Source organism: Kiloniella antarctica, from assembly GCF_042682825.1.
GTDB lineage: Bacteria > Pseudomonadota > Alphaproteobacteria > Kiloniellales > Kiloniellaceae > Kiloniella > Kiloniella antarctica.
Map to the genome: position 1 here is coordinate 222,994 of NZ_JBHUII010000001.1, position 13,522 is coordinate 236,515.

Sequence of the window (13,522 nt, forward strand, 5' to 3'; positions counted from 1 at the left end):
TATTGGCTACACCAAATCCCCAAGACCAACAAACCAACAGGTGAGCGCATCTGCCTGACCTTCCGGATGACTTATTCCTGGTCTAGGCGAACTCCTCAGACTTTAAGGCAATGTCTCTTATCGGCTATTCCCCTTAATAGACAAAACGACACCTCCGAGCCCTTTTAATACCTAAAACATAGCTTTTCGGTGCATGTATCACCACTACCGGCTGCGGCCGATAGTGGTTCATTATAACGCTATAGAATACTCGTTGTGCCATCAACGATATGAACGTTCCTTCGATTAGAAAGGGTTCTTCAACACCCAATGGCTACCACGCACGTCAAGTAGCAGCATAATAAGGTGAGTTAAGATATCGGCTGGCTTCCTCGGTAGCGTTGGCATCAAACACCCGTGTATAAAACGCAGCATTCAGCTTTTTGGCAGTTTCAGGAAAAGCATTGACCGCGAACTCTGTAGCGTTCTCAATTGTATCAAAAGCATCAAAGCCACCTATTGTTTGAGTGTTCCAACCGCTCAACCAAGTCTTGGACTTTAGGCCTTTTTGCGACTGCAGAGCAGAGTTACGCTCACCCCAGGGCATGTCCTCAAAGGGCATAATTAACTGTACTTCAGTGTAGACAAACGCGCCCGGCTTGGCCCCGGCTTTGATTCCAAAATCCGGAGACCCCATATCTATGCTGGCGTCGCGGACTACATTCGCATTGAAAATCCGGGTTGTGTGGCCGACACTGAACTCCCGTACTTCTGAGGGGAAATAGCCAGTTACGAATTTCTGCGCATTCGCGACCGTATCGAACGCATAAAAGCCACCTACAGAATTGTTGGGCGTACCTGACAACCATGTTTTGCTTATGAAGCCTGGCTGCTTGAGAATTTGATCACTAATTCTTTTCCAAGGTGCCTGATCGAATGGTATAGAAAGTTGCACCTCGGTGTAAACGAATGCCGCCTGAGATGTGTCAGTCTGAGTAGTGGCCTTAGCAGAACCGCTTGCCGTTACGCCAAATAGAGCTGCGCCCGCACCAATCGCAGACATTTGTAGCATATTGCGCCGTGTTGAGTGTTCTGTGGGAAAATTTGGTTGTGTCATGTTAATATTCCGTTTCTGTTTTTCTGCATACCAACGGGCTTGCAGTTGTGAAGCTTTTAAAATATAACTATCGTTATAAATTTATATGTAAGTGAGAGTAAGATCGTTGTCAATATAAAAATAACGATCGTTATATTGTATGAAAAATGGAAAAACTCAGCAAACGTGAAGCAACAAATTTACGAATCCGGCGAGCGGCCAGCAGAAGTTTTCGTCGGGATGGATTTCAGGGCGTTGGCGTTTGCGTTGGATGGTATAGCAGAAGCAGCCGGTGTCACTTCAGGAGCCTTCTATACGCATCTGGGATCAAAATCTTCAGCCTTTGAAATTGTCCTCGGTGACGGTCTGGACGAGGTGCTTGAAAACATGCCGGCCCGTCAGCGCGATCACGGTAAGAACTGGCTGGTCGCTTTTGCCGAATATTACCTTGATTCAGCACATCGAACAGATCGCGAATGCGGATGCGCTATGGCTGCGCTCACCGTGGGTACCATGCGTGCCGAAGAAAGCGCACAGGCGATCTATCTGGAAAAAATGACACGGATTGCCAACTTGGTATCCGAAGGGTTGGAAGGCGGCACAACAGAACAACGCCTTAAACGTGCCTGGGCATTTCTGGGCATATTGACAGGTGGTGTGAACATGGCTCGCGCCCTGGGTAGTCATGATACTGCTGAAATTGTTGCAACCACGATCCGGGACGCCGCGGTAGTTGTAGCAGGACAAGCCCGCGCTGTAGGCCCCGTATAGAAAGATGTGGCTTGGAAGTGGATGAGTTCGGCGAAGCACATCACATTCGGCTTAATGAGCTATATCGCAACAAGACCTTGTCCAATGGATCGCTTAACCAGATGTTGAGGTGCGTGACTAATTCGGAAATGGCCTCCCCTGCAAGCGCGGTAATGTCAGATTAATGCTTGTAGCATCCGTTCGGGTTGGATGCAGTATATAGAAAAAAGGGTTTTTTGCCGCCATTGCCAGTAAGTTTTCCTCAATTGGTGGTCGAATAACTGCTTTTTGAAAATTGGACCTAAAAGTTTGAGGCCGCGCGAAGGTCTGTAATACGCCCAGTTAAGTAATTGACCGATATTTGAGTTTGGTCACGTTGTTCTCAGAATTGTCGTTCTGCCATCTGAACAGTGAGGACCGCTTTGTGCCAGAAGCGGACGTTAGACATTAAGAAAACAACATTATAAATTTTCCTGTAAATTTCTTGTTTCAAATTGAACTGTATTTGAGTTTGTTCCATAAATAATGTTTCAAAAGTAAAAACGCTTTGTTTCATAAGTCCAGAGCGTTTTTTGTTTCACTATTTAAGTGTAAAAAGAACAAGAATTCATACATATAATCGTTGAAGAATAAGTCTGAGTTTTTTTTGCAACGGAACCGTAATAAAGCCCCGTCTTCCTTTTTTTCAGAACTTCAACCTAGGCGCAGATTTTGAACTCTATCTTTTCTATTTTTTTGTTTTGAAAAAACGAGCCCCAATATCATATAATGATACTAGTCCTGTAGATACTGGGATCCCTCCAAAAAATGCTACATCGAAAACATAAGTCCCCACAGTCTTACTTGTTATGATTCCTAAATCTTTGTTTCTTGTTTCTAACTCCTTGGATGCAGTAATAATTCCGGCGATAGACTCTATTCGCTCTCTTTGACTTAAATAAAAAGCTACCTGTGAAATATCTACCGGCTCAGGGCTTGTGAGTAACTTATTGGCCAATTTGAGTGACTCTTCGATATCGTAATTAGTTTCCTGAGTCTCTTTTCCAAATGCTGAGCCAAGTTCTTTTCCGCGTTTGTAATACGTGTAGTTATGGGATGAGATATTATCGCGAAAATTTGGATGACTGATAAATGGTTCAACATTGTCCTCTTTTGCTGCGGCCAAAATTAACCCTAAGCCATGACCTATTCCGTAAGGTTCTAATCGCCACGCGTATTCAGGTCCAAGTGTATCTTTTCCGGCTCTCTCAAGGTATTCTTCAGTTCTTTCTTTACCCGCACGAATATCATATTCAGCGGGGGGGCCAAGCATAATAGCCTCGGACAAATGACTAATATTGTTTTCAACTTCCAGCTCAATAGCAAGTTCTTCATATTTATATAAATCTTTGGGAACCACCATTCCCTTGTCGAGAGCCCAACGCAATATTTTGGGGCCAGTCATGTTTGACTTTGGGTCTAACTTTTCATTTGGTAGCGGTATATCCAGAGGGTCTGCTTTGAATTTACCATTTTTGTCTGGAAGAAGGGCAAATTTGCTATCCGTACCAAATCCAGTAATAAAATCTTTTTCTTTAAAGTGATCATAACGCTGTGAGACCCACACTTCCGAGTGTCTGATATCCACAGACGCTAATACAGCTAACAGCCTAGCTGGATCAAAAATAGTGGCCGCATCAATTATTATTGGCTTCATGCCCTATGTTTCCTTTTCCTGTTATCCGTATGTATAATTTGTAAGCATCCGGTCTCCCCCGCCTACATTTAAAGATTATAAAGTGAGATATAGGCGGGGGAGACCGGAAGCTTACAATTAGTCTCGGCTCGAATTAAATGATAATGAGCTTGAAATCATAATTCTCGGCTCACTTTTTATGCAACTATAAATCGGGCCATGGTTATAAGTGTTTCGTGCCAGAAGCGGAAGTTAGTTCAACAAAATCTTTTTTTTAAATAGACTTATCCTCTTTCGCACTCTGATGGATTGAAAAATGGTCTGATCAACTTTATCTTGGAATACTCATTCTTCTTGGTCGCTTGTGTCTGTAATTGTCATTATCATTTGCTTAATCGTAGGATGGTTCAGCTTTGCTACGAGCGGAGATATATAGTCTCGCCCCTGTTTCCAATGAAGATTTGTATTGTATATCAGGCCAAGTAAAAAATAGATTTCAGGGATATCTGCTCCTTTACTTGCTACAAAATTTATTTTTTTCTTAGTATTTCTAACGTTATCTATGAATTCATTTTGATCATCTTGCTGAGAAAGACGAACGTAGGCGAGTTTTTCGATGCTAACTCTAACTGAAAAACATACGGCTAGTGGATCATATTTTTTGCTACCGAGATAGCGTTCCAATTCACTATTAGTGTATGCATGAAAATTATTTGAAGATCTCCACCCATCAGGCAAATTGCCTGGCCAGGTTTCGCCCAGAAATTCGTCCGGGTCAGTATGATAATGAAACCAGTACTTCTCTAATCTCTCTTTGAGTTGTTCGTTAGTATCCCGCACTTCAATTAATTTTAGCGTGTCTTTAGATTTTCCAGTCGACCCGGCTAGTAAATAAGTGACCTGAATTTTGTGTTTATTGAAACAAAAATCAAAGAACACACCAGGATCGAGATGAGTTAGTATTATTGGATAGATTTCTTGTTTACGATCTTTGTAAGCCTCAATAATAGAAGTAACGTAGTACTGGAATGCCACCAAATTTGCATCATCTAGGTAATCAAAAACTTCATCAATGATCAAAATTAAAGGCTTTTTTGTCCCTTCGTATAGGGTTTTGTGCAAACGAACGACAAGAGTTATCATATCTCTTTGCCCATTAGAGAGTTGATGAGCTTTCGGAAAAATGATCGATAGAGTTTTCTTTTTCTTGTCCTCATTAATTTTAGCCCATTGCCATCCAGAGCTGCAGAAATTAGACAGCAAATGATCATAATGATCTTTAATAGACGAATATCTTAACCATTCTATAGCACGTTTAAATTTCTTTGTGTCAGCGACATGTATTTCTGCAAGTTGGTAGGTGACTAAAAAGCTGTCCACATGTGAAATTTCTTTTCCTAATTTTCTGAGAAGTTCAGTTAGCTCATTTAAAGGGCTTATTGCTTCAAAGTCAGCGAAGCAATTCTCACCAATCCAGCCTTTTATCGCTTCGGAACTACCGTCTCTTTCATTAATTTTGTCTTTTACTGCTGCTATCGCATTTTTGATACGTTTTTGGCTAAATTTAGAGAAATCAATACCTTCGACAACATAAGGTAGAATAGTATCTTTTAGGAGCTGAGATATATTTGGTAGAATCTTCCCGTTTGTGCCAAAGGCAGCTCTAATATCGCCAACTTTATAGCTAAAATCAGCTTTATCAGGAATCTTACAAATTTGGATCGATTGCACTTCCAAACTGGAGGAAACACTCCCTCTGAATCCCTTTTTAGCTTTTGGCGTAAGCCCACTATTGATTACCAAAATGTCATATTCATTACGGATATCATTCTTGGTTTGATCAGCAGTAAGCTTTTGCCCTTTGAGTGTAACGCTAAGCTCTGGCAAGAGGGAAATGTCCTCTTTATGATGATCTTTTTCATCAAGATTGAGCCGACTACTGTTCATTGATGAGAAGGCAGTGGCAATCGAGCTTTTACCAAATCCATTTGGGGCGACAAGGATATTGGGCTTATTAGGTTGTATTTGAACCTTAAAAGTCTTGTTTGAGATACCTTTGATGTTCTTGATCATAATTTCGCTGATCATTATTTAATTACCTTTTCTGTCCTCACCTATCCCTTCACCAACATGTAATCTATTGATATAAAGATAAATTATCTTCGTAAACTTAGCCGTAAACTCTTACTAGAATATTAGGAAAATATTGAGGGCATAATATCTACTTCGGGTCGTTTCCAACTGATGGTGCCAAAACCGGTTTTTTAAAGGACTAGCTTTTAACTGCTCTTTTGGCTTCGTTTGTTTGAGCACAAAACCACAAAGTTAGACTTCGACCAGTTCAGCAATTTTTTTCGCGACTTCTGCCATTGTATCTTCAGTAGTATCTAGGCCAGTTCTGGACGCGAGCAATGGGCTAACATTGCGTAAAGCTTCATATGAAGTGTTGTGTACAATTGGAATAAGCTGATTACCCGCCAGTAGTGCAGAAAGCTCTTTGTCAGCAACGCTTTCTTTAGGTAGGCGATTCAACATCGCAGGGGTTACCAACACAAGTCCAATTCGAGAGTTTGCTAGTCCCTTGTCGATGGCACGCATCATTGGCACACCGAGCCCAAGGTCCTTCTCGCTGAACCAGACTTTAACACCAGCCTTCTCAAGCAAATCATGCAGATCTTTAGCTGGCCCTTTGCGATCATCCCACGCATGGCATAGGAAGGCGTCTCGAAGGTCAGGTTGCGTTGCCGCTCGAACCTCAACGGCTTCTCTCACCGGAGTGAGTGACTGGATTTGTGCAGGTGTGTAAGATACCGACGAACCTGCCTTTGACCAACGGGGCCTTGCGCTGCTAGTGGATCTAACACTGCTGCTGTTTCCATAGCTACTACTATTATTACTGCCATACGATTGGTATGATGAGCCGTAGCTGCTGCGATAGCCGCCACTTCTATAACGGCATGCGGGACAACTTGCGGCAGCGGCGGCCGAACTGTGTCCTCGCACAGGCGCAGTGCATCTTGCCATGTTTTATTCTCCTTACAGGATGATGAAGTTCTGACATTTTTTTATCGATTAGGTTGGCTGGATCAAATAGAGAGTTTACTTTTGCTAACTTCCGCTTTGGGTTGAAAGCTGACATTTCAATACCTACTTACGAGTTCGACGACGCTGCATACTATATGTTTATTTATGATTGAAAATAATATAAATATCAATACTCAAAGGTGCCTTGAGTTCATCATAAAAAGCGACTGTAAAATCAAAAACAAATCATATAATGCCTGCTCAGCAAACAGAGCGCAGCTTATTCAAATAAACTATTGATCAAGCCACTGACCATTCAGGATCATATGCCACCAGCTCCACTGTGTTTCCATCAGGATCGCGGGTAAAAATCCCACGCCACCCAACCCAATTGAACAATTTTACACTATAATCCTGATTGATCCGTTCATACCAGTCCATTACTTCTTGTTGTTCTTCATAAGGCAGTGACAAAGCAATGTGGTGCAACGACGACCCTGCTCCTGTTTCAGGTAATTGGTCTCCAACGATATGCATCCTGGTGGTTTCGCGGTCATGGCGAAACAGTGCAAGCACGCTGGTGTGACCGCCGAACCCTTCTGCAATCTTGAAAAATGTCACAGTGTCATCAACGTCTCCCGCAAGGTGTTCGAGCCCAATCACCTCACCATAAAACTTCATCATTGCTTTCTTATCTCGACATCGGATCGCAATTTCGCCCAACGCCCGTACCTTAAATCCTCGATCTTCCATGTGTTATCCTTACAATTTTTACATCTATTACGAACCGATGCCTATTTTGTTGCCCAAAATAACATGCATTTTGAATATTCCATTAATTTTCCACCAAAAGTAGAGTTCAAATTCAACATTAAAATAAACTGTAAAGATGATTTTCGTCATCGAAAAATTTCTTATTGATAGATTATCAGATGTCGAACACGTTAAGCTGTTCAATCTTTCAATATTGAACCGTTCCCCTTATGCTAACCTCAATCAATAAAAATACACTCTTTGTTTGAGTGGAACGATCAAGGGGCGGAATATAATGTTGTTTCAATTGGGAATCATAATCGCGGGCTATAGTGTTGGCATCGCGACGGTTTTTATTCTTAAGTTAATCGGTGTTCGGTTCGCCTTTAGCAATGCAGTCGTCCTTATATTGGCCCTCCCCTTAATCTGCGTCTGCATTACAGAAGCACTCACATTACTCTGGACGCACACGCCGGGTTCAATGGGCTTGGGCGGTTTAATCGTTTTTATACCAATGGTCATCGCTGGGGTGTTTAGCGTTGCTGTGGCGCTCGGCGCACAAAAATGGTTCATGCCCTTTGATCTCAGTAACGGCATTCGGAATTCTGGAAATTTAACGGGGTGGCTTGTGCTATCTGCTGTTTGCTCTGTCATGACTGTGGGCTTGTGGCGGTTTTGGCCCGCGCCAATCGCAAAGTTGTTTTAAAAAGCCCAAAAATCAGTATTCCTTCAAATATACGGCACTTTTTTATGAGGCTATTTTCTAAAATAAAAGCCCCAGCAGATTAAGCTCAGAATAGAGAAGATTGTTATCAGTATTTGAAGCGTTCGAACACCTCTTTCATAGCCACCAACATAAGACAGTGTGGATATGTCAGGGTTTTCCGGATCATATTTAACATCGTAAATACCCCCGATTTCCAATGACGCTTGATATTCTTTTCCAACATTTTCAGTTTCAAGAATGACCTGCCCACCTTGGGTTTCATATTCATATTCCACAAGATATGACGTCGGGCCTTGTTTTCTTGATTTCGGGTTATTCGTAATTGAAAGATTGGAAGAGGACGTCGAGGATTGTTCAAATTTCCTGATGATTTCTGCCCCCGTAACAATCCCCCGTTTGTCGAGCGCACTCGCATGGGTAAAGTTGTGGTAAAACAAATAGCCAAACATAATCGTTACTAACGTAAACAAGATACCAAACCCAAGTGACAGGCTCATTTCGCTCTCCACAATTCGTGTGTATTTTAAAGAACGCCCCCGTCTCAGAGCATCCAGTGTAACCCATGACCACGGCACTCTAACCTGCGCCTGATCTGCAATTATCCATTAGTCGGGCGCGGATACTTGATGGTTCAAATTATTTTCGTATTTAAGCGGCGTGTTGCAATCAAGACGGCGAATGATCTCATCCTAAAATTGATAGGGGTCTTCGACCCTCTATCCTAACCCTGCGGGCTTAGGCCCACCCGTTGCCCAATCGAGAAGTTCAATATTGTGAACAACCGGGATATCGGTTCCGCCAGAGATTTGGCACTGACAGCCGATATTTCCCGTTGCGATAATATCCGGTGACAGAGACTGGATGTTTTTGATCTTACGATCCCGAAGCTTACCCGCGAGTTCGGGCTGCATGATATTATAGGTGCCAGCAGAACCACAGCAAAGATGACCCTCGGGCACGTCACGGACCTCAAAGCCTACGCTTTGTAACAATTGCTTTGGTTGCTTTGTTATTTTCTGACCATGCTGAATGGAACAGGGGGCGTGGTACGCAACGATTTTAGCCTGATCATTTAGTGACTGATCAATCACAAGTCCCCCATTTTCTGCACTCCCAATTTCAACAAGATACTCCGTAATATCCCGGGCAAGTCCAGATATCTTGGCGGCCTTTACTGCCCAATCGGGATCATTGCGCAACATAAAGCCGTAATCTTTTATCGTTGTGCCACAGCCAGAAGCATTAGTGATGATGGCGTCCAGACCTTCGCCTTCGACCTCACACGTCCAGCCCGCAATTGCCGCTTTGATCTGTTGGTCTGCGGCGTGTTCTTTGCCCATGTGGTGCACTAACGAGCCACAGCAGCCAACGCCCTTTGCAATCACCACCTCTATCCCAAGGCGCGTGAGAAGCCGCACGGTTGCTTCGTTGATTGATGGCGCAAGAACGGTTTGCGCACAGCCCGAAAGAAGCGCGACACGACCCCGTTTGACGCCCTTTGCCGCAAAGGTTTGTGGTTGGTCGACAACACTGGGCGCAGGCATGGATTTGGGGGCGAGATCAATAAGTGCGCGCAAACGTCCACTTAAAAACCGACGCATGATCGGGGCAGACAAAGAGGCCAAATTTAAAGCGCCGCGAAACCAAAACGGGCGCGGTATCACAAAGCTGAGCAAATTGCGTAGGGCGCGTTCGAACAACGGGCGTGTATAGGTTTCTTCGATGTGGTTTCTGGCGTGATCAACCAGATGCATATAGTTCACCCCGGACGGGCAGGTTGTCATGCACGACAGGCACGACAGACAGCGGTCGACATGTTTGGTGACTTCCGGGGTTGCGGCTTCATCGCCTTCCAACATACCCTTGATCAGATAAATCCGCCCGCGCGGGCTATCCAGCTCATCCCCAAGCAGGACATAGGTCGGACAGGTCGCGGTGCAGAAACCACAATGCACGCATTTGCGCAGGATATCTTCGGCTTCGGCAACATTGGGATCGGCGAGTTGGGCGAGGGAAAAGTTCGTTTGCATATCTCGCTCCTATAGATCGCTGAACAAACGACCGGGGTTCAAGATAGCCTTGGGATCAAAGTTCTCTTTAACCCGGCGCATAAGCAAGTGTTCCCCGGTGCCAAGCGGATGATTGGGAACGTCTTGGTCTTGTGCGCCATCTGGCGACATCAGCAGCGTGGCGTGGCCCGTTATGCTCTCGGCATTGTTTTCCAGGTTATTACGAAGCCGCGTTGCGTTATCTCCGCCCGGTAGAGACAGCCAGATTAACCCGCCGCCCCAGTCATAAAAGTATCTGGCATCGGGCTCTAGATTTAGGCTTTCGATATAGGCGCTGCCGGATTTGGGAGGCACAGAAATGCGCCAGACAGCATGATCAGGATTGCCCGCCAGTGGTGCTCCATCACGTAAATCTCGCCATAGAGTACGGCTATCCCCCATATCGATGAGCTGCCCTGCCCCAAAGTCTTTTAACAAGCCCTCGAGTTTGTCTGCCCGATAGATAACAGAAGGGCCATGCCCTTCGAGGCGGAAGGTTGTGGTGGCCTGATCACTGGAAAGGGTCTTGAGTGTCATGGCAACGGGTTGCGGAATATGGGCGGCCGATGAAATCTCGCAAGAGGAATTCAAGGCCTGCTTCATGGCCTCCATCGCTTCAGCGTCTGTTAAACCGTGGAGCAGGTAAGTTTTCTCTTCGTTTGGCGCGGGCAGAACCTTGATGGTAATGTCGCTCATCACGCCAAGCGTTCCATAAGATCCCGCCATCAATTTCATCATGTCATAGCCCGTGACGTTCTTGACCACCCGACCGCCGGATTTAAACGTTTCTCCGCGACCTGACACCGCCGAAAATCCCAGGAAGTGATCACGCGCCGCACCCGCCTTTATGCGGCGTGGCCCCGACAGATTACAGGCTATGGCGCCGCCAATCGTACCCGAATTTGATTTGCCAGAGTTACGTATTCCTATGTGGGTCTTGTCCACGTTGATTTTTCCGGGGTTTTCTTTTCTGGGGTTGGTTTTCCCGACATTTGCCTTTCCGGCGCTTGTCTCTCCCAGGGTGGGTTTACCCATAAGCAAGGAACCAGAGAATAGAGAACTATAGTCCAGCGGCTCAAAAGCCATGTACTGACTGTGCTCGGCCAAGGCGGCTTCGATTTCGTTCAAGGGCGTGCCCGCGCGGGCAGAGAGCACAAGCTCCTCAGGCTCATAAAGCGTAATCCCGGTGAGGCTGGTGAGATCAAGCTGGTGATCGCAGACGACCTTGCGCCCTAGTGATTTTTTACTCCCCGAGCCCAGAACTTCCAGCGTCTCTTCTTGCGCAAGCGCCCACTGAACCGCTTCTTCAAGCTGCGCTGCGTTATCAGGTTTTATATGGCTCATGATCTTCTCTCACGGACGGGCTGTTATTATTGAGTTTATTATTAGGGCTTCGGGTCTTATTGCTTTTAGTTCTTCTTGCGCTAGCTATCCACCTGACCGCGTTTTCAAGCTGAGCTGCAATATCCAGTTTATATAGCTCATGACACTCTCTCGCGGACGGGCTGTAGTTATTGTTTTGGTCCTATTATTTCGTGGTGCTCGCTTTTCTTAGATGGCTACTAGTAGATGCTTTTTGGTGGATATTTAACCCGCCCGGTCGACTTCGTAATAGACCCGGCAGTAGACCTGCTTGCTGCCGTGTTTTTGCCGCGTTTTAGAAGCGCGGGATATCCGGGAAGGGAAGTTTGCCCTTATGAATATGCATGCGGCCCAGCTCTGCACAGCGGTGTAGCTCCGGAAACACCTTCCCCGGATTGAGCAGCGCCTTCGCATCAAACGCACACTTAACCCGCAACTGCTGCTTAAGGTCTACATCGGTAAACATTTCAGGCATCAGATCGCGCTTCTCAACCCCAACTCCATGCTCTCCTGTCAGCACGCCACCAACCTCAACACACAGCCTCAGGATATCAGAGCCAAAGTCTTCAGCCTTTTCCAACTCACCCGGATTATTCGCATCGTACATAATCAACGGATGCAGGTTACCGTCTCCCGCATGGAAAACGTTGGCGACCCCAAGTCCATAATGCGCGCTCATCTCCCGCATACGCTTGAGAACCAATGGGAGCTTGTTGCGTGGGATGGTACCATCCATGCAGTAGTAATCAGGCGTCAAACGCCCCACCGCCGGGAAGGCCGCTTTCCGTCCTGCCCAAAACAACTGACGCTCTTCCTCGTTCTGACTTATACGACTGGTAACTGCCCCAGATTTCTTGGCGATATCAGAAACGCGCTCAATAAGATAATCCACTTCAGCCTGCGGACCGTCCAACTCCACGATAAGCAAAGCATCAACATCGAGAGGATAACCCGCATTCACAAAGGCCTCCGCCGCTTGTATCGCCGGCTTATCCATCATCTCCATACCGCCCGGAATAATCCCCTCGGATATAATCGCAGCAACACAAGCCCCACCTTCTTCAGAAGTCGAAAAACCTAGGAGTAGAGCACGTGCAGTCTCAGGTTTGGGTAAGATGCGTACTGTGACTTCAGTCACAACGCCCAGTAAGCCTTCAGACCCTGTCATAAGACCAAGGAGGTCATAGCCCGCGCCATCAAAGTGCTTACCGCCAAACCGGAGGACGGTTCCATCAATGAGAACCATTTCTATTCCAAGGAGATTGTTTGTGGTCAGACCGTATTTTAGGCAATGAACGCCACCAGCATTCTCGGCAACATTCCCACCAATGGAACAAGCAATCTGACTGGAAGGATCTGGCGCATAATAAAACCCATCACCTTCAACCGCCTTTGTAATCCCAAGATTGGTTACGCCGGGTTGAACCACGGAGCAGCGGTTATCATAATCCACGTCGAGAATTTGGTTAAACTTTCCCATGCACAGCAAGATGGCATCAGCCAAAGGCAGAGCACCGCCCGAAAGTGAGGTCCCTGATCCACGAGGAACAACCTTGACCCCTTCGGTATGGCAATACTTTAGGATTTCGCTAACTTGTTGAGTATTTTCTGGAAGAACAGCAAGGAGTGGAGGCTGACGATAAGCCGTCAAACCATCAGATTCGTAAACCTGTAACTCTTGAGAACTGATAATCACCCCTTCACCGGGCACAATTAGCCTTAAGCGATCAGCAATCTCTTCTCGCCGCGCCAGTATAGATTGGTCGGGATCGGGCATTTTCATCAGGTCTCTCCAGACTTCTTATTTTGTACGTCTAGAGTTGCTGATGTTGGCCAAGAGGACAAGAAAACTTTCGATGAGAAAGTTTCATAGTATTTGAGACAAAAAAGAAAAAAACCGCCCTCTCTTGCGAGAAGCGGTTTTTTCTAAATTACATTCTGACAAGAGCCAGATTGTGCAAGATTAACCCTGACGCGCTTTAAAGCGAGGATTCTTCTTGTTGATGACATAAACCCGGCCGCGACGACGAACAACACGGCAGTTCTTATCGCGCAGCTTGGCAGTCTTCAGAGAGTTTACAACTTTCATGGTCCTACCTTTGGTAAAA

General features: G+C 45.6%; 12 protein-coding genes and 1 pseudogene. 2 read left to right on the plus strand and 11 right to left on the minus strand.

What is annotated here, in order from left to right; genetic code table 11:
• Nucleotides 1-325: 325 nt before the first annotated feature.
• Nucleotides 326-1,096, minus strand: coding sequence for a YdhR family protein (locus ACFSKO_RS01060; protein ID WP_380247489.1), 771 nt, complete (start codon nucleotides 1,094-1,096; stop codon nucleotides 326-328).
• Between the two features lie 219 nt (nucleotides 1,097-1,315).
• On the opposite strand from ACFSKO_RS01060, the gene ACFSKO_RS01065 reads away from it, so the two are divergent.
• Nucleotides 1,316-1,846, plus strand: a complete 531-nt coding sequence (locus ACFSKO_RS01065; protein WP_380247491.1) for a TetR/AcrR family transcriptional regulator — start codon at nucleotides 1,316-1,318, stop codon at nucleotides 1,844-1,846.
• A 706-nt stretch (nucleotides 1,847-2,552) separates the two neighbouring features.
• On the opposite strand, the gene ACFSKO_RS01070 is transcribed toward ACFSKO_RS01065, so the two are convergent.
• From ACFSKO_RS01070 to ACFSKO_RS01085, 4 genes are all read right to left on the minus strand, one after another.
• Nucleotides 2,553-3,521, minus strand: a complete 969-nt coding sequence (locus tag ACFSKO_RS01070) for a hypothetical protein (protein WP_380247493.1) — start codon at nucleotides 3,519-3,521, stop codon at nucleotides 2,553-2,555.
• Between the two features lie 324 nt (nucleotides 3,522-3,845).
• Nucleotides 3,846-5,588: a hypothetical protein gene (locus tag ACFSKO_RS01075; RefSeq protein WP_380247495.1), complete on the minus strand. Its 1,743-nt coding sequence runs from the start codon at nucleotides 5,586-5,588 to the stop codon at nucleotides 3,846-3,848.
• Between the two features lie 237 nt (nucleotides 5,589-5,825).
• Entirely contained in the window at nucleotides 5,826-6,524 is a 699-nt protein-coding gene (locus ACFSKO_RS01080) for a toll/interleukin-1 receptor domain-containing protein (protein WP_380247497.1), read from the minus strand.
• A gap of 300 nt (nucleotides 6,525-6,824) precedes the next feature.
• The gene (locus ACFSKO_RS01085; RefSeq protein ID WP_380247499.1) at nucleotides 6,825-7,277 is read right to left on the minus strand and encodes a VOC family protein; all 453 of its coding nucleotides are present in this window, start codon (nucleotides 7,275-7,277) and stop codon (nucleotides 6,825-6,827) included.
• Nucleotides 7,278-7,572: 295 nt separating this feature from the next.
• On the opposite strand from ACFSKO_RS01085, the gene ACFSKO_RS01090 reads away from it, so the two are divergent.
• On the plus strand, nucleotides 7,573-7,983 hold the full coding sequence (locus ACFSKO_RS01090; protein ID WP_380247501.1) for a hypothetical protein: 411 nt from the start codon (nucleotides 7,573-7,575) through the stop codon (nucleotides 7,981-7,983).
• A gap of 50 nt (nucleotides 7,984-8,033) precedes the next feature.
• Here the strand turns inward: ACFSKO_RS01090 and ACFSKO_RS01095 are convergent, their stop codons facing one another.
• The 6 genes and pseudogenes from ACFSKO_RS01095 to ykgO all read right to left on the minus strand — a co-directional run bounded on the left by ACFSKO_RS01095 (nucleotide 8,034) and on the right by ykgO (nucleotide 13,503).
• The gene (locus tag ACFSKO_RS01095; RefSeq protein ID WP_380247503.1) at nucleotides 8,034-8,501 is read right to left on the minus strand and encodes a DUF3592 domain-containing protein; all 468 of its coding nucleotides are present in this window, start codon (nucleotides 8,499-8,501) and stop codon (nucleotides 8,034-8,036) included.
• A 219-nt stretch (nucleotides 8,502-8,720) separates the two neighbouring features.
• On the minus strand, nucleotides 8,721-10,034 hold the full coding sequence (gene glcF, locus ACFSKO_RS01100; protein WP_380247505.1) for a glycolate oxidase subunit GlcF: 1,314 nt from the start codon (nucleotides 10,032-10,034) through the stop codon (nucleotides 8,721-8,723).
• A gap of 9 nt (nucleotides 10,035-10,043) precedes the next feature.
• Nucleotides 10,044-11,087, minus strand: coding sequence for an FAD-linked oxidase C-terminal domain-containing protein (locus ACFSKO_RS01105; RefSeq protein WP_380249408.1), 1,044 nt, complete (start codon nucleotides 11,085-11,087; stop codon nucleotides 10,044-10,046).
• Nucleotides 11,088-11,096: 9 nt separating this feature from the next.
• A pseudogene (locus tag ACFSKO_RS01110) lies at nucleotides 11,097-11,396 on the minus strand (FAD-binding protein); the annotation flags it as partial.
• 313 nt (nucleotides 11,397-11,709) lie between these two features.
• Nucleotides 11,710-13,197, minus strand: coding sequence for an FAD-linked oxidase C-terminal domain-containing protein (locus tag ACFSKO_RS01115; protein WP_380247507.1), 1,488 nt, complete (start codon nucleotides 13,195-13,197; stop codon nucleotides 11,710-11,712).
• A 180-nt stretch (nucleotides 13,198-13,377) separates the two neighbouring features.
• Nucleotides 13,378-13,503, minus strand: coding sequence for a type B 50S ribosomal protein L36 (gene ykgO / locus ACFSKO_RS01120; RefSeq protein WP_046503444.1), 126 nt, complete (start codon nucleotides 13,501-13,503; stop codon nucleotides 13,378-13,380).
• Nucleotides 13,504-13,522: the final 19 nt, after the last annotated feature.

Coding starts and splice junctions, on each gene's coding strand:
- ACFSKO_RS01060 (WP_380247489.1), bottom strand. CDS start 1,096: ATGACACAACCAAATTTTCCCACAGAACACTCAACACGGCGCAATATG.
- ACFSKO_RS01065 (WP_380247491.1), top strand. CDS start 1,316: ATGGATTTCAGGGCGTTGGCGTTTGCGTTGGATGGTATAGCAGAAGCA.
- ACFSKO_RS01070 (WP_380247493.1), bottom strand. CDS start 3,521: ATGAAGCCAATAATAATTGATGCGGCCACTATTTTTGATCCAGCTAGG.
- ACFSKO_RS01075 (WP_380247495.1), bottom strand. CDS start 5,588: ATGATCAGCGAAATTATGATCAAGAACATCAAAGGTATCTCAAACAAG.
- ACFSKO_RS01080 (WP_380247497.1), bottom strand. CDS start 6,524: ATGGCAAGATGCACTGCGCCTGTGCGAGGACACAGTTCGGCCGCCGCT.
- ACFSKO_RS01085 (WP_380247499.1), bottom strand. CDS start 7,277: ATGGAAGATCGAGGATTTAAGGTACGGGCGTTGGGCGAAATTGCGATC.
- ACFSKO_RS01090 (WP_380247501.1), top strand. CDS start 7,573: ATGTTGTTTCAATTGGGAATCATAATCGCGGGCTATAGTGTTGGCATC.
- ACFSKO_RS01095 (WP_380247503.1), bottom strand. CDS start 8,501: ATGAGCCTGTCACTTGGGTTTGGTATCTTGTTTACGTTAGTAACGATT.
- glcF (WP_380247505.1), bottom strand. CDS start 10,034: ATGCAAACGAACTTTTCCCTCGCCCAACTCGCCGATCCCAATGTTGCC.
- ACFSKO_RS01105 (WP_380249408.1), bottom strand. CDS start 11,087: ATGGGTAAACCCACCCTGGGAGAGACAAGCGCCGGAAAGGCAAATGTC.
- ACFSKO_RS01115 (WP_380247507.1), bottom strand. CDS start 13,197: ATGAAAATGCCCGATCCCGACCAATCTATACTGGCGCGGCGAGAAGAG.
- ykgO (WP_046503444.1), bottom strand. CDS start 13,503: ATGAAAGTTGTAAACTCTCTGAAGACTGCCAAGCTGCGCGATAAGAAC.